Below are 24,558 nucleotides of genomic sequence, written 5' to 3'. Positions count from 1 at the left end.
TTAGAAACCGATCCCGAAGAATTCTTCCAGTTTTTCACCAACGTAGTCGAACTGCTCCTGACCCAGCGACGGTTGCACGCCCAGCCAGAAGGTCTGGTTCATGGTGCGGTCGGTATTGGTCAGTTCGCCCACGACGCGGTGCTCAACGCCATGGAAGTACGGCTGACGGGTCAAGTTGCCTGCGAACAGCAAACGAGTGCCGATCTTGTTCTGATCGAGGAACTTCAACAGGTCCACACGCTTGACGCCGGCAGTCTCTTTGAGAGTGACCGGGAAGCCGAACCAGGAAGGATCGCTGTTAGGCGTAGGCTCGGCGATTTCCAGGAAGTCGCTCAGGCTGGACAAACGCTCTTTCAACAGCCGGAAGTTGCGCTTGCGGGTCGCGATGAACTCCGGGGCGCGGTCGAGCTGGGCCAGGCCGCAGGCAGCTTGCATATCGGTGATCTTCAGGTTGTAGCCCAAGTGCGCATACACGTACTTGTGATCGTAACCTTGTGGCAGGCTGCCGAACTGCTGCCCGAAACGGTTGCCGCACGTGTCGTCGCAGCCTGGAGCGCAGTAGCAATCGCGGCCCCAGTCACGGAACGATTCAGCGATCATTCGCAGTTGGGCGTCGTTGGTGAATACCGCGCCGCCTTCACCCATGGTGATGTGGTGAGCCGGGTAGAAGCTGAGCGTGCCGATGTCGCCAAAGGTGCCGACCATCTTGCCGTCGTAAGTCGCGCCCAGAGCATCGCAGCAGTCTTCGACCAGCCACAGGTTGTACTTTTCGCAAAGCGCTTTCACCTTGCCCAGATTGAACGGGTTGCCCAAGGTGTGAGCGAGCATGATGGCCTTGGTCTTGGGCGTGATGGCCGCTTCGATCAAGTCTGCATTGATGTTGTGGGTGTTCATTTCCACGTCGACGAACACAGGGATCGCGCCGAACTGAACAATCGGGTTGACGGTGGTCGGGAAACCCGCCGCAACGCCGATGACTTCGTCGCCCTTCTTGATTGCACGATCACCCAGTTTCGGTGAAGTGAGGGTGCTGAACGCAACCAGGTTGGCCGAAGAACCTGAGTTCACGGTCAGCAGGTGGTTCACGCCCAGGAACGCAGCGAGTTTCTTCTCGAATTCAGCATTGAAGCGACCAGTGGTCAGCCAGCCGTCCAGCGAAGCCTCAACCATCAGTTGCAGTTCACGCGCGCCGATTACCTTGCCCGACGGAGGGATGACGGTTTCGCCCCCGACAAAAGGTTTGGCCGCCAAGGCAGTCTGGGCGTAGCGCTCAACGAGCTGGCTGATTTCCTGACGGAGCATATCGGGGGTCATAGTATTTCCTGCTCAAGCTAATTATCGGTTAGGCGCCAGTGGCATGGCTGCCATGTAGCTATTGATTTCTTCTACGCAACGGACATGCATGTCGGCACTCTCCATCCAGGCTCTGTGCCAGTTGACGATGCGAGTCAGCGTTGTCTCCAGGCCCCAGGTTGGTTCCCACTTCAGGTGAGCGCGGGCCTTGGATATGTCCAGCTTCAAATAGCGTGCTTCATGCGGCTGCGGGTCGCTGTCAAGCTGCCAGCTAGCGCCAGCTCCCCACGCCTGCACCATGTGATCGAGTATCCATTCGACAGGTTGGGCGTCCTCGTCGCGAGGGCCAAAGTTCCAGCCCTGAGCGAATGACTGGCCATGCTCCCATAGGTGCTGGGCCAGAACAAGGTAACCGCTGAGCGGCTCGAGTACGTGCTGCCAAGGGCGGGTGGCCTTGGGATTGCGGACTACCACAGGCTTGCCCTGTTCGACAGCGCGCAAAATGTCCGGAATCAACCGGTCGTCAGCCCAATCGCCACCGCCGATGACATTGCCGGCGCGCGCCGAGGCCAGTGCAGCGGAGTGTTCAGTGTTAAAGAACGAGTTGCGGTAAGCGCTGGTAACCAATTCCACACAGCCTTTACTGTTGCTGTACGGATCGTGGCCACCCATGGGCTCGTTCTCGCGATAGCCCCATTCCCATTCCTGGTTCTCGTAACATTTGTCGGTGGTGACATTGACGATGGCACGCAGACCGGGGCACTTTCGCGCGGCCTCCAACACATGAACAGTGCCCATGACGTTGGTCGCGTAGGTTTCGACAGGCTCGCGATACGACAGCCTGACCAGCGGTTGAGCCGCCATGTGAATCAGGATGTCCGGATTGAAGGCAACCATGCTTTCGGTAACGGCCTGCAGGTCGCGGATGTCGCCGATTTGCGACTCCATACCCTGCTCCACCTGCGCCTGCTCGAACAGTGAAGGCTTGGTCGGCGGGGCCAAGGCAAAGCCCTTCACCTGGGCGCCCATGCCCTGCAGCCACAGCGCCAGCCAGCTTCCCTTGAAGCCAGTATGGCCAGTGAGAAAAACCTTTTTGCCTTTCCAGAATTCAGCGGAGACAGAAGCTTTCATAGTCGTTCTCAGTCCCAGAATTTCCAAGGCGCGTCGCCGCTCTGCCACAACTTCTCAAGCAGGTTTTTATCGTGCAGGGTATCCATCGGCTGCCAGAAGCCCGGATGTTCGAAGGCCATCAGTTGGCCCTGCTCGGCGAGGCTCATCAACGGGCCCTGTTCCCAGACCGTACTGTCGTCTTCCAGGTAATCCAGCACTTGCGGAGAAAGCACGAAGAAGCCGCCATTGATCATGGCGCCGTCGCCTTTAGGCTTTTCCTTGAAGTTCAGGACCCGGCCTTCGGCGATGTCCAGTGCGCCAAAGCGGCCTGGCGGGAAGGTAGCGGTGAGCGTGGCAGCTTTGCCGTGGCTCTTGTGGAAAGCGACCGCAGCGCTGATGTCCATGCTTCCGACACCATCACCGTATGTGAAGCAAAAAGCCTCATCGTTGCGCACATAGTCCGCAACCCGACGCAGACGGCCACCGGTCATGGATGTCTCGCCAGTATCGACCAACGTCACATTCCAGTCTTCAGCGCGCTGGTCGTGAACTTTCATAGTGTTTTCGCGCATGTTGAACGTGATGTCCGACGTGTGCAGGAAGTAGTTGGCGAAGTATTCCTTGATCATGTAGCCCTTGTAGCCGCAGCAAATGATGAAATCATTGATGCCGTGGGAGGAGTACATTTTCATGATGTGCCACAGAATCGGCTTGCCACCGATTTCAACCATCGGCTTGGGGCGAGTACCTGTCTCTTCGCTCAAGCGCGTACCCAGTCCGCCTGCCAGAATGACTGCTTTCATAACCGCTCCCTTGTTAATTCGAACTCACGAATGCATCGGAGTAAAAGTGTTTTACAGGTAGCCCGGCGCTCGTCAGGGCCTCACGGGCAGAATGAATCATGGTTTCCGAACCACAGGCATAAACCACCGCATGAGTGAGGTCGATGCCGTCATCAAGCAGGGCCGCCTGTACGTAGCCGGTTCGCCCCTGCCAAGTGGCATCAGGTCGAGACAACACAGGAATAAATGCTGCGTTCAGTTCATCAAGCCGGGGTGCCCAGTAAAAATCGGTAACTGCCCGCCCGCCCCAATAAACGAAAATCTTTTTGCCCGTAACCAAATCAGGATTGCCCTGCAACTGCTCCAGGATGGCCTTGACCGGCGCAATACCGGTCCCAGTGGCTAGGAACACCAGCGTGCTGGCTTTTTTGTCACGCAAGCAAAAAGTACCCAGCGGACCCTCCAGACGTAAAAGATCATTAGGTTTGGCGCTACCAAACCAGTAGCGCGACATCGCGCCTTGCTCGACCTCACGAATCTGAAGCTCCAGCTTGCCATCGTCACGCGGGGCATTAGCTACTGAGTAACTGCGGCGCAGGCCACCCTCGCCAATGACATCGAGGTACTGACCTGGAAGATACTGAAGCTTGCTTGCAGGCGGCACGCGCAGAATCACTTGAACAACGTTCCCCGCCAGACGAGTAATCGTATCGATCCGGCATGGGAGAGTTTTGACCTGTATCCCGCCCAAAGCACCTATGTCTTCGGCATCAATCTCTACGTCGGTCACAGCGCGGCGGCAGCAGGTGAGAATCATGCCGGCCGCAAGCTCCTCCTCAGTCAAAGACGTTTCGCCTTTGATGACCTCTGTTTCACCGCTGAGCACGTTGGTTTTGCAAACGCCACAACGACCCGTACGACAGCTGTATTCAAGGGTGATGCCGGCTGCTTTGGCGCTATCAAGCAGTGAGGCGCCGGGCTCGGAAATGAATGCCTGCCCGTTGTGGAGCTTTACTGAAACCATGGTTTTACCGGATCTGAATACTGAAAGGCTGCAGTCATTGCTGCTTGCTGACGCCTGTGACAAGGACTTTGAGACGATGAACATAACAAAAGCTGCGTGCGGAAGATGCTTCATGACCGGGGCGCGAATCTACCCGGTACGACGCACACATAGGGTGCTTCTGAAGATGCTTCGGGGGACGGAGTTTACACTCTGATGCCCTGTTAAGTGCAGGATTTTGCGACGCATCAGGGGGAAGGATTTTCCTCCCAGACGTGCCGCGTAGGGTATGCAGCATGCTGCCCTAATCCAGGCGACCCTCTAACGCCTCCGACTAGAGAAGGATCGTTAAGCGGAATAGTCCAATCCTCTGCTCAACTATGGGACGCATATTTCACCCTCCCCACTCGAGCCCATCGCTGGTTCAGTGTATATTTCCCGGCAAATATTTCGCGCATGCCAGCGACGACTGTGACGCTGTCTGTTTCTGCCACCTATACGTCTATATGAACGGAGTTTGATCCCCGCATGAAAGCAATTGTTACCGGCATCACTGGTCAAGACGGCGCCTACCTGGCTGAACTGCTGCTTGGCAAGGGCTACACCGTCTACGGCACCTATCGTCGTACCAGTTCTGTCAATTTCTGGCGGATCGAAGAACTGGGCATCCAGAACAATCCAAACCTGCACCTGGTCGAGTACGACCTGACCGACCTGTCGGCCAGCATCCGCCTGCTGCAGACCACCGAAGCCACCGAGGTGTACAACCTCGCCGCGCAGAGCTTCGTAGGCGTTTCCTTTGAACAGCCGATCACCACCGCCGAAATCACCGGCCTGGGCGCTGTGAATCTGCTGGAAGCCATCCGTATCGTTAACCCGAAAGTCCGCTTCTACCAAGCGTCGACTTCCGAGATGTTCGGTAAGGTTCAGGCCATTCCTCAGGTTGAAGACACTCCGTTCTACCCGCGCAGCCCTTACGGCGTTGCCAAGCTGTACGCTCACTGGATGACCATCAACTACCGCGAGTCGTACGGTATTTTTGCGACCAGCGGTATTCTGTTCAACCACGAGTCGCCACTGCGCGGCCGTGAGTTCGTGACACGCAAAATCACTGACACCGTTGCCAAGATCAAGCTGGGTCTGCAGGACTCGCTGGTACTGGGCAACATGGACGCCAAGCGCGACTGGGGCTTCGCCAAAGAGTACGTCGAAGGTATGTGGCGCATGCTGCAGGCTGATCAGCCGGACACCTTCGTTCTGGCCACCAACCGCACTGAAACCGTTCGTGACTTCGTCGCCATGGCATTCAAGGCTGTCGACATCACCATCAACTGGAGTGGCGAAGCGGAAGAAGAAATCGGTACCTGCGCTGCCACTGGCAAGGTCCTGGTCTCGGTCAATCCGAAGTTCTACCGCCCGACCGAAGTTGAGCTGTTGATCGGCAACCCGGCCAAAGCCAAGGAAGTCCTGGGCTGGGAGCCTAAGACCAACCTGGAAGAGCTGTGCCGCATGATGGTCGAAGCGGACCTGCGTCGTAACGAAAAAGGGTTCTCGTTCTGATGAGTATCGCCGGCAAGCGAGCGCTGATAACGGGTATTCATGGATTTACGGGGCGCTACATGGCGGCCGAGCTCACAGCCCAGGGCTGCGAGGTTGTTGGCCTGGGCAGCAATCCGTCCGATGAAGCCAATTATTATCAGGCCGATCTCACCGATCTGGTGGGTCTGAGCAAGCTGCTGGCGGACCTTCAGCCGGACATCGTCGTTCATCTCGCGGCATTGGCCTTTGTCGGACATGGCGCGGCGGATGCGTTTTATCAGGTCAACCTGATTGGTACGCGCAACCTGCTCGAAGCCATCGCCAACTGCGGCAAGGCGCCGGAAAGCGTTTTGATCGCGAGCAGTGCCAACGTGTATGGCAATGCGTCGGAAGGGTTGCTCGATGAGAGCACCAGGCCAGCGCCGGCTAACGATTACGCCGTGAGCAAGCTGGCCATGGAATACATGGCCAGCTTGTGGTTCGGGCGGTTGCCGATCATCATCGCGCGCCCGTTCAACTACACCGGCGTCGGCCAGGCGGATAACTTCCTGCTGCCGAAGATCGTCAAACACTTCCGCGAGAAGGCCGGGAAGATCGAGCTGGGCAACCTGGATGTCTGGCGCGATTTCAGCGACGTCCGTTCGCTGGTTGCCGCTTACCGCGGGCTGCTGGAAGCCAAACCGTTCGGTCAGTACGTGAACGTCAGTTCGGGCAAGACTCACTCGCTGCGTGAAGTGATCGACATGTGCCGCGCCATCACCGGCCACGACCTCACCGTCGAAGTGAATCCTGCTTTCGTGCGAGCCAACGAGGTCAAGACCTTGTGTGGCGACAACAGCAAGCTGAAGTCGCTGGTCCCTGGCTGGCAAACTCCGGAGCTGAGCGAAACGCTTGGCTGGATGCTGGCAGACGCGTAACGCCGCAGTACTCGACCCGAAGCGCTGTGAGGCGCTTCGGGTTTTCCTATATCTTCCGCTCCACACATCCCCGCTCTGCCCGCAACGCACCTATCGCGAGAACAGCGGACGTTATCGTTTCGTCAGAGAATCCTGATGATCAAAGTTTTGCACTTCTTCAAAACCTACTTCCCGGAAAGCAAGGGCGGTGGCGTCGAGCAAGTCATCTTTCAGCTGGCACAGGGTTGCAAGGCCCACGGGATCGAGTCCGAAGTGCTGTCGCTGAGCACACAAGGCGCGGCGCGTAACGAGACGGTCGGCAATCACATCGCACACCGCTCAAAGCAGGATCTGTACGTCGCGTCGACGGGCTTTTCTTTGTCAGGCCTTCGGGACTTTAAAGAGCTCGCGCGCGAAGCTGACATCGTGCATTACCACTTCCCGTGGCCGTACATGGACATCGCGCACTTTGCCGCTCACATCAAAAAACCGACGGTGGTGAGCTACCACTCGGACATCATCAAACAGAAGACGCTGCTCAAACTGTATGCGCCGCTGATGAACCGTTTTCTGGGGAGCGTTGATCGGATCGTCGTATCGTCGCCGAACTATGCCGCCAGCAGTGAAGTGCTGACCCGGTTCAAGGATAAGGTTGAGATCATTCCTTTTGGGCTGGATCGAGCCACCTACCCTGCTCCGTCTCAGACGAAACTCGATCACTGGAAGCAGCAACTGGGCGAGCGCTTCTTTCTGTTCGTCGGTGCGCTGCGTTACTACAAGGGCCTGGATTTCCTGCTTGAAGCGGCGCACAAAAACCGCCTGCCGGTGGTGATCATGGGCGGCGGGCATCAAGAGCTGGAGCTCAAGGCGAAAGCCAAGGCGCTCGGGCTAAGCAACGTCGTGTTTGTGGGCAGCCTGCCGGACGAGGACAAGAACGCGCTGCTGATGCTGTGTGAGGCATTTGTCTTCCCGTCGCACCAGCGCTCGGAATCCTTCGGTATTTCGCTGCTGGAAGCGGCGATGTATGGCAAGCCAATGATCTCGTGCGAGATGGGCACTGGCACCACCTTCATCAACATCGCGGACGAGACGGGGCTGGTCGTCCCGCCACGGGACCCGGATGCGCTGGCGGGCGCGATGAATACGCTGTGGAATGACCGAGAGCGGGCGAAGCAGATGGGGTTGAAGGCGGCGCAGCGATTTGAGTCGATGTTTACGTCGGAGAAGATGGTGCAGCGGTATGCGGATCTTTATCAGGATGTGCTGCGCGGGCATTAGGCCCTTTTGGGTGTGTCGTTGGGACGTGGATTGGCGGGCCATCTTTCGCGAGCAAGCTCGCTCTTACAAATTGATTGCGTCGACCGGGCACTATGGACTGAACGCAGAACCTGTGGGAGCGAGCTTGCTCGCGAATAGGCCCGTCCATCCGGTGGATTTTCTGCGCCGGACAAACAGCTTCGCGAGCAAGCTCGCTCCCACAATAAACTCGCTGGTCCGGGCAATGGAATCGGCCGGACCGTACTGCAGTTCTTCCTCTTACGGCTTGCGCTTGCGCGGCCCAGTGTTAAACACCGGCACTTTGCGCACTGGCTTGATGGACGGCACTTCTGCCGCCGCTTCACCGCTATCAACCCATTTGCCCAGATTGCGTTTGCCGCCTCCGCCGCCGGTTTTGGGTTTCTTTGGCTTTTTCGGTTTTTTCAGAATCTGCCCGGTTGCGTCGGTAGCCGGCACGCGGTGCTCTGGAATGAAGTCGGGTTCTTCGCGCCGCTGCAGGGTCTGGCGGGTGAGCATTTCGATGGCGCTGAGCAGGTCGACTTCGTCGGCGCACACCAGGGAGATCGCTTCACCGGTTTGCCCCGCACGCCCGGTGCGTCCAATGCGGTGGATGTAGTCTTCAGCAACGATCGGCAGGTCAAGGTTGACCACGGTCGGCAGGTCGTCGATGTCCAGGCCGCGAGCCGCAACGTCGGTCGCGACAAGGATCTGCACGTCACCGCTCTTGAACCGATCCAGCGCGCGCTGGCGAGTGGCCTGGGGTTTGTCGCCGTGAATGCCGTCGGCGTTGAGGCTCAGGCCTTGCAGGCGCTCCACCAATTGGTCGACGCCGACGCGGGTTTTGGCGAAGACCAGCACCTGACCCCAGCGATGCTTCTTGAGCAAGTGAATGAACAGCTCGCTCTTGCGCTTCTTGTCGACGGTGACGATCCACTGCTTGACCGACGAGGCCGCGACGTTGCGCGGGCTGACTTCGATGGTCAGCGGGTTGTCGAGCATCTGCCCGGCCAGCGCGCGGATCGCATCGGAGAAGGTCGCGGAGAACAGCAGCGTCTGGCGGCGCTTCGGGAGCGCGGCGTAGATGTCGCGCAGCTCTTCGGAAAAGCCTAGATCAAGCATGCGATCGGCTTCATCAAGGATCAGGGTCTGCAACTGGGAGAACTTCACGGCATTCTGACGATACAGGTCGAGCAGGCGGCCCGGCGTGGCGACCAGCACGTCTACGCCTCGGCGCAGTTTCATCATCTGCGGGTTGATGCTCACGCCGCCGTAAGCCGCGTAAGTGGTCAGCGGCAGGTGCTCGGCGTATTGCGCGACGGCTTCGTGAACCTGCTCGGCCAGCTCTCGGGTCGGCACCAGCACCAGCGCGCGCACGGAGTTGGCGGCCACTTTCGGGCCTTCCATGGTCAGGCGTTGCAGCAGTGGCAGCGCGAAGCCTGCGGTCTTGCCGGTGCCGGTCTGGGCGGCGGCCATGAGGTCGCGGCCTTCGAGCACGGGCGGAATCGCCTGGGCCTGAACGGGGGTGGGAGTCTGATAGCCCAGTGTTTCGAGGGCACGCAGCAGGGGTTCGATCAGGCCGAGGGAGGCGAATGTCATTTCAGTACCGTTGGAAAAAGGTCAGCGCACAAGAGTCTGTAGAAGACAATGGCGCGCAGTTTACCCTTTCTACACCGGTTTCTGCTTGCGCCACTGCGGCAGCCCGATGAGCACGACGGCGCTGATGATCACCGCCATCGCTGCACCTTCTGCCCAGCCGATGTGTTCGCCGGCAAACAACACGCCCAGCAACACCGCCACCGCCGGGTTGACGTAGCAATAGCTGGTCGCGGCGGCGGGTCGCACGTTCTTCAGCAAGTACATGTAGGAGCTGAACGCGACGATGGAGCCGAACACCACCAGATACGCCATCACCAACCAGCCGGACAGGCCCGGGGATTGGGTCATGCGTTCGCCGCTCACGAAGCTGCCGAGCAACAGCACCGCGCCGGCCACCAGCATTTCGCAGGCGCTGGCCATCGGCCCGGCGGGCAAGGGCAGGTAGCGGCTCCACACCGAGCCGAACGCCCAGGTTGCGGCTGCGAAGATCACCAGCGCCGCGCCCATGGGGCTGGCCTGCAGGTTCGAGCCCAGGTTAAGCAAGGAGATGCCGACAAGGCCAAGCAGGATGCCCGCCCATTCAAGCCCGGTGTTGCGATGCCCCCAGAACAGGCCGAACAACAAGGTGAACAACGGCACCACGGCCACGGCCAATGCGGCGACACCCGAAGCAACGCCTGCATGTTCCGCCAGGGTCACGCCGCCATTGCCGCAGGCGAGCAGCAGAAAGCCGATCATCCCAGCGGATTTCCACTGCTTCCAGGTCGGCATCGGCGCGCCTCGATAGCGCATGAAGGCAAACAGGATGGAGCCGGCGATGGTAAAGCGGACCCCGGCCATCATCAGCGGAGGCCAGGTTTCGATACCGATGCGGATGGCGAGATAGGTTGAGCCCCAGATCACATAAAGCGCGAAAAAGGCCCCGATGAGCAGCAGGGGGAAACGGCGGGCAGCAGGCATGAAGGGCTCTAGTACAGTCGTTTATTGTGGGACTGATTCTAGAAATGTCCGGGCCGCAGGCGTCAGTTACAAATGTGGTTTATTCGACCCGTACAATTTTCTGGCAGGTGTTTGCCGCCTCTGACGCGGCAGCGGCGAGATGATCTGGAAAAGTACGCAAAGCTCTCCAAAACAGCCTTCCCAACCAGAACGCTTCCTCCAGCCTAGTCCAGCTGTATTTCATCGACTCCCGGAAAAACCGCCTTAAGTCGCCAGAAAGCATGCCGACAACTTCATCAGGAATGGGCATCGAGAGTCTTCGACCATGCCCTGCCGTACCTTCTCGAAGAGCCTCACCATCGTCAAGACCAAGGCGGGTCAAACGCGCGTGAAGGTCATGCCGCCAGTTTCCAAAACCGGCTCAGTGGCTTGAACTCATCACCGGTCCGTACCCGATTTTTGCGTCATTGACCTGGCCAGGCCTGCCTTGCCCCGGAGTTTCTACATGTGTTCGATGTGCGATTCACTCACCCAACTCTGGGCTGACGGAGCGACCAGCCAGGGTGTGAGCCAACAGACGGCCACCAGCCAAGCGACGCTTGAGCACCTGACGCTGGACCAGCAAGCCAACTACCTGACTGATGGCTATTGGCACGACGCCTATGGCGGTTCCCAGCACCACTTTGACGTGCACGCCGGAGGGTCGCTCACCGTCAACCTGGCAAGCTTGAGCGCCAACGCTCAGGCTGTTGCCAGATACGCGCTGCAAACCTGGACCAACGTCAGTGGCATCCACTTTGTGGAAACCACCGCTGCCGGGGCGATCAATTTCAGCGAAAACAAAAGCGGTGCGTACACCAGCTCCAATTACGCAGGCAGCGTCATCTCGGACAGCAGCGTCAACATCGCTTCCAATTGGGTGAATTATGGTTGGTATTATCAGCAGACCTACATTCATGAAATCGGCCACGCGTTGGGGTTGGGCCATGCGGGCAATTACAACGGCAGCGCGACCTTCCCCAACAATGCCTTCTATCAAGAGGACAGCTGGAAATATTCGATAATGTCCTACTTCAGTCAGGACCAGAATACCTATTCCAATGCCTCTTTCGGCTATGTCGCTACCCCCATGCTGGCGGACATCGTCGCCATCCAGGCACTGTACGGCACCGCCGTCACCCGCACGGGTGACGACACCTACAGTTTTAACAAGGCTTCCATAAACACCGGAACCGACTTCGTGACCGGCCTGGTGGCCACGCTCTATGATTCGGGCGGCAACGACACGATCAACGTCAGCACCTATGTCGGCGCTCAGACAGTCGATCTGAGAAGTGAAGCTTTTTCCAGCGTATACGGCGGTCTATCGAATATCGCCATCGCGCGCGGTACGGTTATCGAGAACGCCATAACGGGTGCAGGCGCGGATACGCTGATCGGCAACGCCAGTGACAACTTTCTCAACGCGAACGCGGGCAATGACCTTTTGCAAGGGGGCGATGGCAACGATCGGCTGATGGGTGGGGCGGGCTCGGACGTGCTCGATGGTGGCAACGGCTTCGACACCGCTTTGTATACCGAGGCCGGTGCTCGCTACTTTGCAACCTACGATGCCGCGCTTGTGAGCAATGCCACCCTCAGGGTTCATGATGCGCAAACGTCCGATGTGGACACGCTTTTAGGCGTCGAAAAGCTGGCTTTCAGCGACCACGATGCCGGTCTTGACGAACTGCTCATGGCTTTTCGCAGCCAGTATGGCGCCTTCAACGCCCAGAGTGATGCCACTGTTTCGTTGAGCTTTGGCAGGGATCTTCATCACATCGCGCTCACCGAGGATCAGGCTTACGTTGCCAGGCTCTACTCACTGTTCGGTCGGACGCCCGATTATCAGGGCTTGAATTACTGGCTGACGCATCAAGCGATGGGCAGCTCGGATGCAGAGATTCGCGATGGCTTTCTGAATTCCGCTGAAGGGATACAGCGCTACAGCGTGCTGGGTAGTCGGGACTTTGTCCTTGAGCTCTATCAGACCGTACTGCATCGCACAGGCGATGATTCAGGTGTGTCGTACTGGAGCACGCTGCTGCAGGAGGGTTTGAGTCGAACGGCGGTTGCTGATGGCTTCCTGAATTCGCGTGAAAGCCATGACCTCTCGGAGGGCGAGGCAGGCTACATCAGGATCGTGGATCATAACGCCTGGAACAATCTGGATATGGTGGTGAGCAAGGGCGTGGCCACCGGCACGGCTGGCGACGATCAGATCAGTGAGCAGGAAGTCAGGCTTGACGGCAATGGGGTTTCGCATCTGGCGGGCAACGCCGGTATCGACACCTTTATGTTCAACGACGCTGCATCCGCCTACACGATCAACGCGCTCGATACCGACACGCTGTCAGTCAGTCGTTCCACGGGCGCTGCGGCGACATTCGAACTGAGTGGCTTCAATCTGCTCGATTTCGCAGATCGCGAGCTGTTCGTTCTGGACTCGGCGCAGGCAAGTATTGGTCGTCTGTATTCCATTCTGGATCGTGCTCCCGATATCGAAGGCCTCAAGTTCTGGCTGTCACAGGGCGCCGCAGGCGAAACCGGTGCCCAGGTGGCGGATGGTTTTGTGCACTCTGCCGAATTTACTCAACGCCTGCCCGATGACAGCAGCAATGCGGCCTTTGTCGAGCAGCTGTACAACAATGTCCTGGGCCGAGGCGGCGACGCTAACGGCGTTGCCTATTGGGTCCAGACGCTGGAAGGCGGCACAAGCCGTGGGCAGGTCGCATTCAATATCGCCAACTCCGCGGAGTCTGCTGCCCTGACTCAAGGCGATGCCGGTTTCATTCACCTGGTAGGACATGCTGATTGGGTGTGAGCCACCTGCGCCAAAGACTGACTAGAGCCCCCGGTGCTTGCTGATCGCATCCGCAATCTTCTTCGCCGGGACTTTTTGCAGCGTGCACAGCAACTGATGGGAGACACCGGCGAGACCGTGGGTGTCGCGCAGTTGGTGGCCCAGGTGCAGCGTCAGGTTGGCGGCCATTTCGGCATCGGCCATGGCCCGGTGAGCCTTGCCGGTGTGGGGCAAGCCGGCCCAGCTGGTGAGGGTGCCGAGCTTGTGGTTCGGCGCATGGGGCAGAAGACGTCGCGCCAGCAGCATGGAGCAGGCGAAGCTTTGCACGCGACTACGCTTGATGCGCGACAGTTCGAAGTCCCAGAACTTCTGGTCGAACGAGGCGTTGTGCGCCACCAGCGGCGTCAGGCCGACGAACTCGGCAACTTCATTCATGACCCGCTCAGCGGGCGGCGCCGTGCGCAGCATGCTGTTGCTGATGCCGGTCAGGGATTCGATGAAGGACGGGATGCGCACGCCGGCGTTCATCAGGCTTTGATAGCGCTCGACGATGACGCCCTGCTCCACGATCACCACGGCGATTTCCGTGGCGCGGCAGTAGCTGCTGGGGGAAATGCCGGTGGTTTCGAAGTCGATGACGGCGATGCGTTCTTGCATGGAGGTGGCCTTAACAGTGACGATTTTTTTCGGAAAACGCGTGATGTTCAGACATCACACTGTTCTGCAGCAAACTCAATTCCTGTGGGAGCGAGCTTGCTGGCGAAGACTTACTTTCAGCCCCAGAGAAAGTGGCTGAATGTCCCGGCCTTTTCGTGAGCAAGCTCACTCCCACAGGTCCTGCAACAACCGGCGATTTTGAGTCAGCCCACCGTCATGTGGGAGCGAGCTTGCTCGCGAAGACTTACTTTCAGCCCCAGAGAAAGTGGCTGAATGTCCCGGCCTCTTCGTGAGCAAGCTCACTCCCACAGGTCCTGCAACAACCGGCGATTTTGAGTCAGCTCACCGTCATGTGGGAGCGAGCTTGCTCGCGAAGACTTACTTTCAGCCCCAGAGAAAGTGGCTGAATGCCCCGGCCTCTTCGTGAGCAAGCTCACTCCCACAGGTCTTGCGCCAACCGGGAATCCCGAGCCGAATCACCCTCCCGTGGGAGTCGAGCTTGCTCGCGAAGGCTTACTTTCAGCCCCAGAGAAAGTGGCTGAATGCCCCGGCCTCTTCTTGAGCAAGCTCACTCCCACAAGTCATTCGTCGTCAGTTGCATAGGCGACACAGACGCTGCTGCACCGAGGCGGTGGATCAGGTCTTGAGCAACAACCCGCCCTCGATCGGCACATAACGACTGGCCGCGCGGATCAACGAATTGGCGGTCAACCCCGGTACGCCGTAGGCAATCGCTTCGACGCCGTGTTTGCTGATGATGCGCTCCAGCAACAGGTCAAAATCGCCATCGCCGGACGCCAGCACGACTTCATCGACATTCGGCGCGACGTCCATGATGTCGATGGTGATGCCCACGTCCCAGTCGCCCTTGGCCGAGCCGTCGCTGCGCTGGATGTAGGGTTTGAGTTTGACGGTGAAACCGAGGTTGCGCAGGATCTGCTGGAATTGCTGCTGCTTGCTGTCGCCACGGTCGATGGCATACGCATACGCCTCGACGATCTGCCCGCGCTGGCTGATGTCAGCCCACAGGGCGGCGTAATTGAAGTGACAACCGTGAGCCTGACGCACTGTGTAATACAGGTTCTGTACGTCGGCGAAGACCGCGATTCTTCTCACCCAAAATCCTCGATGCGCTGACAAGCGACAAGGGCCCGAAAACCGGACCGGCGCTCAGTATGCCATTTTGGGAAAGGGATTGAAGGATTGGGTGTGGAGGGCCGCAGCGCGCTGTCGGGGCAGCGGGCATTCCTGGAGGATATGCCGCCGCTGCCTTTCTTTATCAGACGAAAGAATCGTCGTCGTCAAACAAGCCGCCCCCGGTGTCACTGCCGTAGTCAGTGTCGGCGAAGCCATTTGAATCACTGCCCCAGCTGTCATTGCCGGTACTGTCATTACCTGTCACGCGCTGCTGATCGTCACCCCAACCACCGCTGCCACCTTGATCATGTTCGGCAGCAGGCTGGGCCGGCTGCTCCTGGATGATCTCGACGATTTCCTGTGGTTGGCTGTTGTGATGGAACAGGCTGCTGATGCCTTCCGCCAGCATCACGCCACCGGCCACGCCCGCTGCGGTTTTCAGGGCGCCGCCCAGGAAACCACTGCCGACTGGGGCCGCCGGTGCCTGTTGCGGTTGGGCATAGTTTTGCTGTGGCTGAGCATAATTTTGCTGCGGTGCGCTGGCCGGACCGCTTTCACGCCAGCCGCCCGAGGAGGGTTGCGGGTTCGACGGACGCGAGAACGACGAAAGTGGTTGCTGAGCCTGTGGCTCGCGCGAACCGCCGCCGAAGATACTCGACAGAAATCCACCGCCGCTGCCGGACTGGGCAGGCGCGGCGGACTTTGCCCGCTCCAGCTCAGCCCGCAGCTGTTGAATCTGCTCGTCGCGCTGACGGTTCTGGGCCTCCAGCTGCTTGATCGCGACTTCCTGCACGAGGATCGACTGCGCCATGTAATAAGGCGCGGCCGGTTGGCGAGTCAGGTGCTCCTTGATCAGCGCTTCGGCCTGCGCATCACGGGGGGCCGATTCGGTTTCTGCTTGCTTGAGCTTGCCAAACAAGCCATCGATCAGGGTTTGTTCTTCGCTGTTCATGGCGACCTCGTTAGATTGCCGTAGGAATTCTGTTCTGAGCCGTTGCTCGGACATAGCCAGTAATGGGGCTGTTCAAGGGCGTTTCAATAGGATGTAAAAAAAGTTAAGAAAGCCGGCTAGTGGGTGCCGGTTGGCCGGTTCCGCGGCGCTACGTTACAGTGTCGGCCTGCTTATCCCTGTGATCCGTTCATGAATCCGCTGACCATTCTGCAAGACTCGCTGTACTTCTTCCGACGCAACTTCGGCAGCATTCTTACGTTGTGCCTGCCCTTGGTAGTGCTGGAGGCCCTGACCAAACAGCTCATCGGCTTCGGGCAGGGCAACGGCGTCGCGCCACTGTTGGTCGGGCTGCTTTTTTATCCGCTCTACACCGGTGCGCTGATCCTTTTCCTGGATGCGAAAACCCGGGGCGAAGAGCCGGTCAAATCCAGCCTGGGGGCCGTGGCGTTGCGCATGTGGCCCACGTTCGCGGTGCTGACGGCGCTGAGCACCCTGCTGATCATGGCCGGCATGTCGCTGTTCATCCTGCCGGGCGTGTGGGTGATGATCAAACTGCAGCTGTCGGAATACTTGCTGGTATTGCGCGGGATGGGGCCGCTGGAGGCGATGCGCGAAAGCTTCAGAATGACGCAGGGCCACGTGGTGCGGATTTTCGTCTGCGTGCTGTGCGTTTACATCCCGCTGTCGCTGCTCGAGGCGCTCAGTTATTACGTGCTGCCCGACCAGCAAAGCCCGATGCTGTCGATTGCGGTGGACAGTGTTTCCAGCTTCCTGCAGCTGCTTATCAGCGTGATGATGTTCCGGTTGTTCATGCTCATTGACCCGCCCGCGCGGTCGGCATAAGAAGATGGCACGTCCGACGCGGTATCTGCTTTACCTCGCGGTGTCTGCCGGGCTGTTCGTGGTACTGCTTTATGACGTGACCTGGCACCCCGCCCGACACGAGAAGGTGGCGGTATCCTGCAACGCGAAGGACGGAAAGCCACCGGTATTGGCGCCGGGTCAGACGCTCAAGGTGATGACCTGGAACATTCAATACCTGGCCGGCAAGCGTTATGTCTTCTGGTACGACCTGCCCGACGGCAGCGGCCCGGACGAGCGCCCGACCCCGGAAGACCTGGCGTACAACCTCGATGAAGTCGCACGGGTCATCCGCGATGAGCAGCCGGACATCGTCTTGCTGCAGGAAGTCGACGATGGTGCGAAGAACACCGACTACGGCAACCAACTTGCCCTGCTCCAGGCGCGCGTCGCCGACCTGTACCCCTGCAGCAGCGAGGCGTTTGACTGGAAGTCCGACTTCGTGCCGGATCGCCACATCTTCGGCAGCGTCGGCCGCAAACTGGCGACACTGAGCCGCTACCAACTGGACAGCGCCGAACGCCTGCACCTGCCCTCGCCGTCCGGCCATTTCATCAGCCGCCTGTTTCAACCTCAACCTGCGCTGCTGGTCAGCTACCTGCCGCTGAGCGATGGCCGACATCTGGCGATGACAAACACGCACCTGGGCGATCCGGAGCCGGGCGGCGACGTGCGAAAGCGGCAAATGGCGTCGGTTCGTCAGTTGCAACAAACCTTCGAACAGAACGGCACGCTGTGGATAACCGGCGGAGATTTCAATCTGCTGCCGCAGGGGCAATATCAGCGGCTTCCCGCCGAACAGCGCGCGCCGTATTCGGCAGAGAGCGAGCTGCGTGGCTTGTGGGAAAGCTTCCCGATGATCCCGAGCAATGAAGACGTGGCCGGTGAGGACCGTCGCACCTGGTACACCCGCTTCCCCAATGACCCCCGTATCAGCGGCCCGGACCGGACGCAGGATTTTCTGTTCTACAGCCCGAAGCTGAAACGGGTCGAGGCACGGGTGAGGCAGGCAGATACGTTGTTGATTTCTGATCACATGCCGGTGATTGCGCGGTTCAGAGTCCCAGCGCAGGGTGAGTGAACCCTCTGTACGGATGCACAAGAGGGTCGTTTGATCTGAACCGACCAGTGCCGGATTGCCCGGCACCGATCGCTGCCATCAGAACGTGACGCTGGCAGTCAGCCGCGCAGTTCGGAGCGCTCCCTCCTCCACCTGGAGCGTGCTGCTGCCCGTGGTGGCCGGGTAGTATTCCTTGTTGAACAGGTTGTCGATGTTCAACTGCAGACTGGTCTTGTAGTCATGGGTGGGTAAATCCCAGCGCACAAAGGCATCGGCCGTCGTGTAGCTGTCCAGCCAAAAGCTATTGGCATCGTCGCCCGGCCGCTCTCCGACGTATCGGGCACCTGCGCCGACATGCCACTTGCCGGTTTCGGCGGGCAGCCCGAGTTGATGGCTGAGGTACAGGCTCGCGGTGTGCATCGGCGCATTGGGCAAGCGGTTGCCTTCCTGCTCGGGTGATTCTGCGTTTTTCAGCACTTCCGTGTGGTCATAGGCGTAGGTGCCGATGATGTTCCAGTTACGCGCGATCTCTCCGGTTACATCCAGCTCCACCCCTCGCGAGCGGGCCTTCCCTACCGCCTCGTCAATGCTGTCGCCGTTGCTTTGCAGCACGCTGTTCACAAGGTTTTTCTTGACGATGTCATACACGGCCAGGTTCACGTTGAGCGCCTGGACCGGGCTGTATTTGACACCGACTTCGTAGCTGCGACCTTCGGTAGGCTTGAAGCTGTTACCTGCATCGTCGGCATCATTCGGCACGAAAGAACGGCTGTAGTTGGCGTAGAGCGCAACGTTCTCGGTCGGCTGATAAACAATCCCGCCAAAGGGCAGAAACTTGTCGCCGTTGGAATCCGCACCCGGTGCGTACGAGCTGCCCAGCCCCTGATCGCTGTATTGATCCCAGTGTTCCTGACGACCACCAAACACCAGAATCCAGCGATCGTTAAGGTGCCAGTTGTCCTTGAAGTACGCCGAGGTGGTGACCAGGTTATTTTCGGCGTTGCTCTGGGCGGCACTGACCGTCGAAGGCTCAGCCAGATTGCCGTAGGTGGGGTTCTGGATGTCGAGGTTGCCGGCGGTGCTACTGGCGTTGCGGTAGGTTTTACCGCGGTATTTATCCAGCGACTCGTTGTCCACCCCGACGACAATCTCATGCCGCTGGCCGAACAACTGCTGATCGCCTATAAAGTCCAGCGCGGTGTAGCGGCTCTCGTAGTCATAGTGCCCGCCGTTGGCAATACGGCGCAGGGTGTCGCCTTTCAAGGTGCTGGGCTGTGCAATCGCCAGGCTGTAACGATCCTCGGTCCATCCATAGGTCAACCGGCTGCGCCAGTCATCATTGAGCTGGTACTCGAACTTCGCGGTGGTGCTTTGGCTGATGCCGACGGTCTTGGCCCAGCGCTCATCCAGACGATCGCGGTAACTGATGTCGGCCGGGTGGCCGTTGGCGAACACCGTGCCGCGGTCAAAGGGGCTGGCGTAATCGTTGTAGGTGTAGGCCAGTGAGAAACTGGCGCGGTCGCCGACCCAGGCGATCGATGGCGCAATAAGCGTGTGCTCATCGACACCGTAATTACGCCAGTAGTCCTCGTGGGAGCGCTCGGCAACCAGCCGGTACGCCAAGTTGGTATCGCCGAGCGGCCCGGTGGTGTCCACACCAAAGGTCCCGCCGCCTTCGCTGTAGCCAGATCCGGTCAAGGTCGTGCTTTGGGTGAACTGCGGTTGTTTGCTGATCACATTGATCAGCCCGCCCGGCTCCAGCGCGCCATACATGAGCGATGCCGGGCCCTTCAACACTTCCACGTGATCAGTAGTGGCGCCGAGATTGCGGCCAATCGCCGAGCGGACCCCGTCCCGCAAAATGGAGTTGTCGTCGTTGCTGCCAAATCCGCGCTTGATCACGGCATCCTTCGTGCCGCCCAACGTATTCGTCTGGGACACACCACTGACAAAGCGCATGGCGTCGTTGAGGTCTTTGACCTGGTAGTCATCCAGGGTTTGCGCAGTGACCGTGTTGACGGTTTGGGCTTCATCCCGATTCTGAGTGGAGGTCTTGCTGGCGGTGCTCCCTTCAGAAACCGTATAGCTTCCCGAGCCGTCAGCCGCATCGCGTGTGGACTGGATGACACTGGGCGCCAACTCGGTGACCGTCTGGGCAGCCATTGCAAATCCAGGTAAGGCAGAACACAGCAGGACTGACGCATGAGTCCGGTTAAAGCGCTTGACCACGAGCTGACTCCGTAATTGAAACGAGTGCAAATGCGATTCGTTACTATTACACGGGTTGAGCTCGCATTTACCTCACATGGCGTGTGAAGTTTTTTTACATCCGCTCGTTGTCATGCCCTTGTGCTGCCGTTCACTTCCTCGGCTTCACCCGCGCGGTCGGTTCGGCGATCAGCGGATCGTCCGGCCAATAGTGCTTCGGATACCGGCCCTTCAGATCCTTCTTCACCTCGGCATAGGTGCTGCGCCAGAAGTTGGCGAGGTCTTGGGTGACTTGCACCGGGCGGCGTGCGGGGGACAGCAGGTGCAGCTTGACGATCTGCCGGCCATTGGCGATGCGCGGGGTGTCGGCCAGGCCGAAGAGCTCCTGCAGGCGCACCGCCAGAATGGGCGGGGACTCGCTGTAATCCAGGCGCACCGATGAGCCCGACGGCACGGTCAGGTGGTGCGGCGCCAGCTCGTCGAGCCGCTGGGGCAAGGGCCATGGCAGCAGGTTGCGCAGGATCGATGAGAGGTCCAGATTACCGAAGTGGCTCAGTCGGGTGACCTTGCCCAGATACGGCAACAGCCAGTGTTCCAGCGTCGCCAGCAACCCGTCGTTACTCACGTCCGGCCACTGGCTTTCGCTCAGCGTTTGCAGATCCATCTGACACAACAAACCGACGCGCGCCTGCCACTGGCGCAGCTCCGGCGTCCACGGCAGCAGCTCCAGTCCCTTGCGCCGCACCAGCGCCAGCAGGGCCTGACCTCGTGCGGAATCGTCCAGCCCGGTGAGCGGCTCGCGGCTGATGATCAGTTCACCGGCCTTGCGCTGACGTTCGGCGCGGAAGACGCCCTCGCGCTCGTCCCAGTCCAGTTGATCGAACGTCGTCACCTGTTCGGCGAGCACTGTGTTGAACAGCTCTGGATCGAACTCGGCGGCCAGATAAATACGCTCCTCGCGCTGGCCCTGGCGGCTGCCCAGGTCGGCCACCACCAGCCACGGCTGTTTCATCAGCGCGTCTGGCTCGGCGAACAGGGCAGCCCGACCGTTGGCGAGTCGATACTCCGCTCCGCCGGCACGGCGTTGTTGCGCGACGCGATCGGGATAGGCCAGCGCCAGCAGCGCGCCGAGCCAGCGCGGGTGATCTGGATCGGCGACCGGTTTCCGGACGCTGCCCCTCAGATACCCGCGATATTGCCGCGACAATTGCCGCGCTCGCTGCACGCCGCCCTGCGCGCCTTTCGCCGCGCGCTCTGCGCCGGCCAGCAACGTCAGCCGGCTGTGCAGATCGGCCCCGGCGCCGCGCAGAATGTCCCGTTCGCCCAGCAACGCTGCGACGTCGCACGCCAGCGGCCCCAAGCCCAGTTCATGACCGCGCAGTAGCAAATGGGCGATGCGCGGATGGGCGGGCACCTCTGCCATCGACTGGCCGTGAGGGGTGAGTTTCCAGCCTTCACCCGGCTTGCGCGACAGAGCGCCCAGTCGGGCGAGCAGGTCCTGCGCCTGGGCATATGCGGCGGCGGGCGGCAGATCCAGCCAAGTCAGTTGCGCCGGTTCGACGCCCCAACGCGCTAATTGCAGTGCCAGACCGGCAAGGTCGGCCTGAAGGATTTCCGCCGCGCCGTAGGCCGCCAATTGATCGTGTTGCGCCTCGGACCACAGTCGGTAACACACGCCCGGCTCAAGTCGCCCTGCCCGGCCCGCCCGCTGAGTCGCGCTGGCACGGGAGATGCGCTGGGTGTCGAGGCGCGTCATGCCGCTGCCGGGATCGAAACGCGGCACCCGCGACAGCCCCGCGTCGATGACCACCCGCACGCCATCGATGGTCAGGCTGGTCTCCGCGATATTGGTCGCCAGCACCACTTTACGTTTGCCCCTGGGCGCGGGTTCGATCGCCGCGCGCTGGGCGCTCAGGTCGAGCTCGCCATGCAGCGGGCACAACAGCACGTCGCTGCGCTCACCAATGGCATCGGCCAACTGTTGATTGACCCGACGGATCTCGGCCTGGCCCGGCAGGAATACCAGCACGCTGCCGGACTCGTTGCCCAGCGCGTCGAGCACGGTTTGCACCACCCGCGGCTCGATGAACTCCCCCGGCTGAAAAGGCCGCCCCCACTGCATCGACACCGGGAACATGCGCCCTTCGCTGCTGATGACCGGCGCGTCGTTGAGCAAGCTCGACAGACGCGCGCCTTCAAGCGTCGCCGACATCAGCAGAATCTTCAGCGGCTGCTCGTCACGAAACAGCGCACGACCGTTAAGGCTGAGGGCCAGCGCGAGATCAGCGTCGAGGCTCCGTTCATGAAATTCGTCGAAGATCAGCAGCCCTACACCTTCCAGCGAAGGGTCTTCCTGCAGCCGCCGAGTCAGAATGCCCTCGGTGACCACTTCAATGCGGGTGTTGGGACCGACCTTGCTGTCCAGACGAATCCGATAACCCACCGTCTCGCCGACGTTTTCCCCCAACTCGCTCGCCAATCGTTCGGCAGCAGCACGAGCCGCCAGACGCCGGGGCTCAAGCATCAGGATCGTCTGCCCTGCGAGCCACGACTCGTGCAAAAGCGCCAGCGGCACACGGGTGGTCTTGCCCGCGCCCGGCGGCGCTTCGAGCACGGCCTCGTCCCGATCGGCAAGGGCCTGGCGCAAGGCGGGGAGAACGGCGTCGATGGGCAGCGAATTCATGAGAGCTCCAGAAACAGGGCGACGATTATACGGCGAGCCGCTGCGGCTTTGTTCACCCTGCCAACGAACTGTCTTCCCCTACGGATACTCTTATTGATTAGGCATTTGCCTTGTATAGTTGCGCCTTCTTCTGAGGAGATCCCCATGCGCATTCCATCCCGTTTGATTGGCGGTGTTCTGGTCGCCACCATGCTGACGCAACTGACTGCCTGCGGCAGTATTTTCTACCCGGATCGTCGTGGTCAGATTCAGGGCAGCGGTCGAATGGACCCCGCCATCGTGATACTCGACGCCATCGGGCTGTTGTTCTACATCATCCCCGGCGTGATCGCGTTCGGCGTGGACTTCGCCACGGGCGCGATCTACCTGCCAAGCGGCAATCAGGCGCAGATCGATCCGCAGAAACTTGAACCGGCGGTGCGCGCTGACGGCACGGTCGACAACCTCAAGCTGCAAGCCATCATTCAAACCGAGCTCGGCCGCACATTGCCGCTGGACGATCCTCGCCTGATCCAGCACAAAGGCAGCGTGCAGCAGCTCGCTGCTCTGGGCCTTGTCCCGTCCGCTTGAGATTCATGATCTAAAGGAAGCGCCATGAGCACCAGCCCCGAACACGCCCGCTTATTGCGTCTGGCAACCCGCGCCTCACTTGCGGTCGCGAGCATTCTGATTGTTGCCAAAGCCGTCGCGTGGTGGCTCAGTGGCTCGGTGAGTCTGCTGGCCGGCCTGACGGACTCGATGCTCGATGGCGCCGCATCGTTCCTTAATCTTCTGGCCGTGCATTACGCGCTGCGCCCGGCCGATGACGATCATCGCTATGGCCACGGCAAGGCAGAAGCGCTGTCGGGCATGGCCCAGGCGCTTTTTATCGCGGTGAGTGCGTTCTTGATCGGTTTTCAGGCGGTTGACCGCATCCAGCACCCGCAACCCCTCGGCGCCCCCGGGTTAGGTTTGCTGGTGATGGTGTTGTCGATCGGCCTGACGATCGCGTTGCTGATGTTGCAGCACCGTGTGGTGAAGGCCACGGGTTCGGCGGCGATTCGTGCGGACTCCCTGCATTACCGCTCTGATCTGCTGCTTAACTTCAGCATCATGCTGGCGCTGGGTCTGGCTTATTTCGGCTATTCCCAACTGGACGCTTATTTTGGTCTGGCGATCGCGTTCTACATTTTGTGGAGCGCGATTTCCATTGCACGGGAAACGGTGTCGGTGCTGATGGACGCTGAACTGCCTGTGGATGTCAGCGCCAAAATGCTCGAACTGGCAGAAGGCGTGCCCGGCGTACTGGGCGCCCACGACCTGCGCACGCGGATTTCTGGCAATCACTGGTTTGTGCAGTTGCACCTGGAACTGCCGGGCACGCTGACGCTGTCGGTGGCGCATGATTTATGCGAGCGGGTGGAAACGGCAATTCAGGATGAATTCCCCAAGGCCGAAGTGCTGGTGCACGCGGATCCGCAGGAAGTGGTGGGTCGTGGGGATGGACCGGTTTTGAATTGAAGGCGTCGGGTGTCACACCGCAAATCTGATGTCGCCCAAACCGGCCTCTTCCCGGCTAAAGCCGGTCCTACTATCGGCGTGCGCTTAGTGGGACTGGCTTTAGCCGGGAAGGCGTCGGGTGTCACGCCGCAAATCTGGTGGTGCTCAAACCGGCCTCTTCCCGGCTAAAGCCGGTCCTACTATCGGCGTGCGCTTAGTGGGACTGGCTTTAGCCGGGAAGGC

19 protein-coding genes are annotated in these 24,558 nt (G+C 59.9%); 8 read left to right on the top strand and 11 right to left on the bottom strand.

The genetic code is table 11. The features are described from left to right. From rfbH to AC07RO_RS23480, 4 genes are read right to left on the bottom strand one after another with little or no spacing between them, the layout of a single operon-like run. On the bottom strand, positions 1-1,314 hold the full coding sequence (rfbH, locus tag AC07RO_RS23495; RefSeq protein ID WP_495087192.1) for a lipopolysaccharide biosynthesis protein RfbH: 1,314 nt from the start codon (positions 1,312-1,314) through the stop codon (positions 1-3). A 21-nt stretch (positions 1,315-1,335) separates the two neighbouring features. Further along, positions 1,336-2,424, bottom strand: a complete 1,089-nt coding sequence (gene rfbG, locus AC07RO_RS23490) for a CDP-glucose 4,6-dehydratase (RefSeq protein WP_495087220.1) — start codon at positions 2,422-2,424, stop codon at positions 1,336-1,338. Positions 2,425-2,432: 8 nt separating this feature from the next. Beyond that, positions 2,433-3,206 (bottom strand): glucose-1-phosphate cytidylyltransferase, encoded by a 774-nt coding sequence (rfbF, locus tag AC07RO_RS23485; protein ID WP_495087191.1) that lies wholly within the window; start codon positions 3,204-3,206, stop codon positions 2,433-2,435. Between the two features lie 13 nt (positions 3,207-3,219). Then, positions 3,220-4,323 (bottom strand): FAD-binding oxidoreductase, encoded by a 1,104-nt coding sequence (locus AC07RO_RS23480; RefSeq protein WP_495087190.1) that lies wholly within the window; start codon positions 4,321-4,323, stop codon positions 3,220-3,222. Positions 4,324-4,716: 393 nt separating this feature from the next. Here AC07RO_RS23480 and gmd point away from each other — a divergent pair, with 393 nt between their 5' ends. The 3 genes from gmd (at position 4,717) to AC07RO_RS23465 (ending at position 7,901) form a co-directional block, all read left to right on the top strand. Further along, on the top strand, positions 4,717-5,748 hold the full coding sequence (gmd, locus tag AC07RO_RS23475) for a GDP-mannose 4,6-dehydratase (RefSeq protein WP_192174574.1): 1,032 nt from the start codon (positions 4,717-4,719) through the stop codon (positions 5,746-5,748). Next, a complete protein-coding gene (locus AC07RO_RS23470; RefSeq protein WP_495087189.1) occupies positions 5,748-6,644 on the top strand; it encodes a GDP-mannose 4,6-dehydratase in 897 nt (298 codons plus the stop codon). Before gmd ends, AC07RO_RS23470 begins: the two co-directional genes overlap by 1 nt. A gap of 135 nt (positions 6,645-6,779) precedes the next feature. After that, positions 6,780-7,901, top strand: a complete 1,122-nt coding sequence (locus tag AC07RO_RS23465) for a glycosyltransferase family 4 protein (RefSeq protein ID WP_495087188.1) — start codon at positions 6,780-6,782, stop codon at positions 7,899-7,901. Positions 7,902-8,159: 258 nt separating this feature from the next. Here the strand turns inward: AC07RO_RS23465 and rhlE1 are convergent, their stop codons facing one another. Continuing rightward, positions 8,160-9,497 carry an RNA helicase RhlE1 gene (gene rhlE1 / locus AC07RO_RS23460; RefSeq protein WP_495087187.1) on the bottom strand — a complete coding sequence of 446 codons (1,338 nt, stop codon included), beginning with the start codon at positions 9,495-9,497 and terminating at the stop codon, positions 8,160-8,162. 69 nt (positions 9,498-9,566) lie between these two features. Continuing rightward, on the bottom strand, positions 9,567-10,457 hold the full coding sequence (gene yedA / locus AC07RO_RS23455; protein ID WP_495087186.1) for a drug/metabolite exporter YedA: 891 nt from the start codon (positions 10,455-10,457) through the stop codon (positions 9,567-9,569). A 544-nt stretch (positions 10,458-11,001) separates the two neighbouring features. On the opposite strand from yedA, the gene AC07RO_RS23450 reads away from it, so the two are divergent. Then, positions 11,002-13,299, top strand: a complete 2,298-nt coding sequence (locus tag AC07RO_RS23450) for a DUF4214 domain-containing protein (RefSeq protein ID WP_495087185.1) — start codon at positions 11,002-11,004, stop codon at positions 13,297-13,299. 21 nt (positions 13,300-13,320) lie between these two features. Here AC07RO_RS23450 and AC07RO_RS23445 read toward each other — a convergent pair whose 3' ends face one another. The 3 genes from AC07RO_RS23445 to AC07RO_RS23435 all read right to left on the bottom strand — a co-directional run bounded on the left by AC07RO_RS23445 (position 13,321) and on the right by AC07RO_RS23435 (position 16,024). Then, positions 13,321-13,935: a 3'-5' exonuclease gene (locus tag AC07RO_RS23445; RefSeq protein WP_192174568.1), complete on the bottom strand. Its 615-nt coding sequence runs from the start codon at positions 13,933-13,935 to the stop codon at positions 13,321-13,323. A gap of 636 nt (positions 13,936-14,571) precedes the next feature. Beyond that, positions 14,572-15,051 (bottom strand): NYN domain-containing protein, encoded by a 480-nt coding sequence (locus tag AC07RO_RS23440; RefSeq protein WP_108121635.1) that lies wholly within the window; start codon positions 15,049-15,051, stop codon positions 14,572-14,574. A 163-nt stretch (positions 15,052-15,214) separates the two neighbouring features. Continuing rightward, entirely contained in the window at positions 15,215-16,024 is an 810-nt protein-coding gene (locus AC07RO_RS23435) for a DUF2076 domain-containing protein (RefSeq protein ID WP_495087184.1), read from the bottom strand. 189 nt (positions 16,025-16,213) lie between these two features. Between AC07RO_RS23435 and AC07RO_RS23430 the strand changes: the two genes are divergently transcribed. Together AC07RO_RS23430 and AC07RO_RS23425 are read left to right on the top strand one after the other, a co-directional pair. Next, the gene (locus tag AC07RO_RS23430) at positions 16,214-16,867 is read left to right on the top strand and encodes a DUF7847 domain-containing protein (protein ID WP_495087183.1); all 654 of its coding nucleotides are present in this window, start codon (positions 16,214-16,216) and stop codon (positions 16,865-16,867) included. A 4-nt stretch (positions 16,868-16,871) separates the two neighbouring features. Further along, a complete protein-coding gene (locus AC07RO_RS23425; RefSeq protein WP_495087182.1) occupies positions 16,872-17,966 on the top strand; it encodes an endonuclease/exonuclease/phosphatase family protein in 1,095 nt (364 codons plus the stop codon). Positions 17,967-18,044: 78 nt separating this feature from the next. Here the strand turns inward: AC07RO_RS23425 and AC07RO_RS23420 are convergent, their stop codons facing one another. Both AC07RO_RS23420 and hrpB read right to left on the bottom strand, forming a co-directional pair. Then, positions 18,045-20,108 (bottom strand): TonB-dependent siderophore receptor, encoded by a 2,064-nt coding sequence (locus AC07RO_RS23420; protein WP_495087181.1) that lies wholly within the window; start codon positions 20,106-20,108, stop codon positions 18,045-18,047. A 196-nt stretch (positions 20,109-20,304) separates the two neighbouring features. Beyond that, positions 20,305-22,836: an ATP-dependent helicase HrpB gene (gene hrpB / locus AC07RO_RS23415; protein WP_495087180.1), complete on the bottom strand. Its 2,532-nt coding sequence runs from the start codon at positions 22,834-22,836 to the stop codon at positions 20,305-20,307. 144 nt (positions 22,837-22,980) lie between these two features. Here hrpB and pmcY point away from each other — a divergent pair, with 144 nt between their 5' ends. Both pmcY and AC07RO_RS23405 read left to right on the top strand, forming a co-directional pair. Continuing rightward, the gene (pmcY, locus tag AC07RO_RS23410; protein ID WP_495087179.1) at positions 22,981-23,406 is read left to right on the top strand and encodes a periplasmic Zn2+ metallochaperone PmcY; all 426 of its coding nucleotides are present in this window, start codon (positions 22,981-22,983) and stop codon (positions 23,404-23,406) included. 24 nt (positions 23,407-23,430) lie between these two features. Further along, on the top strand, positions 23,431-24,336 hold the full coding sequence (locus AC07RO_RS23405) for a cation diffusion facilitator family transporter (RefSeq protein WP_495087178.1): 906 nt from the start codon (positions 23,431-23,433) through the stop codon (positions 24,334-24,336). Positions 24,337-24,558 lie beyond the last annotated feature (222 nt).

It is taken from the genome of Pseudomonas sp. GW821-FHT07F05 (assembly GCF_059418765.1).
Note: the sequence above shows the minus strand (reverse complement) of the source record. Positions and strands in the feature narration are given on the sequence as shown.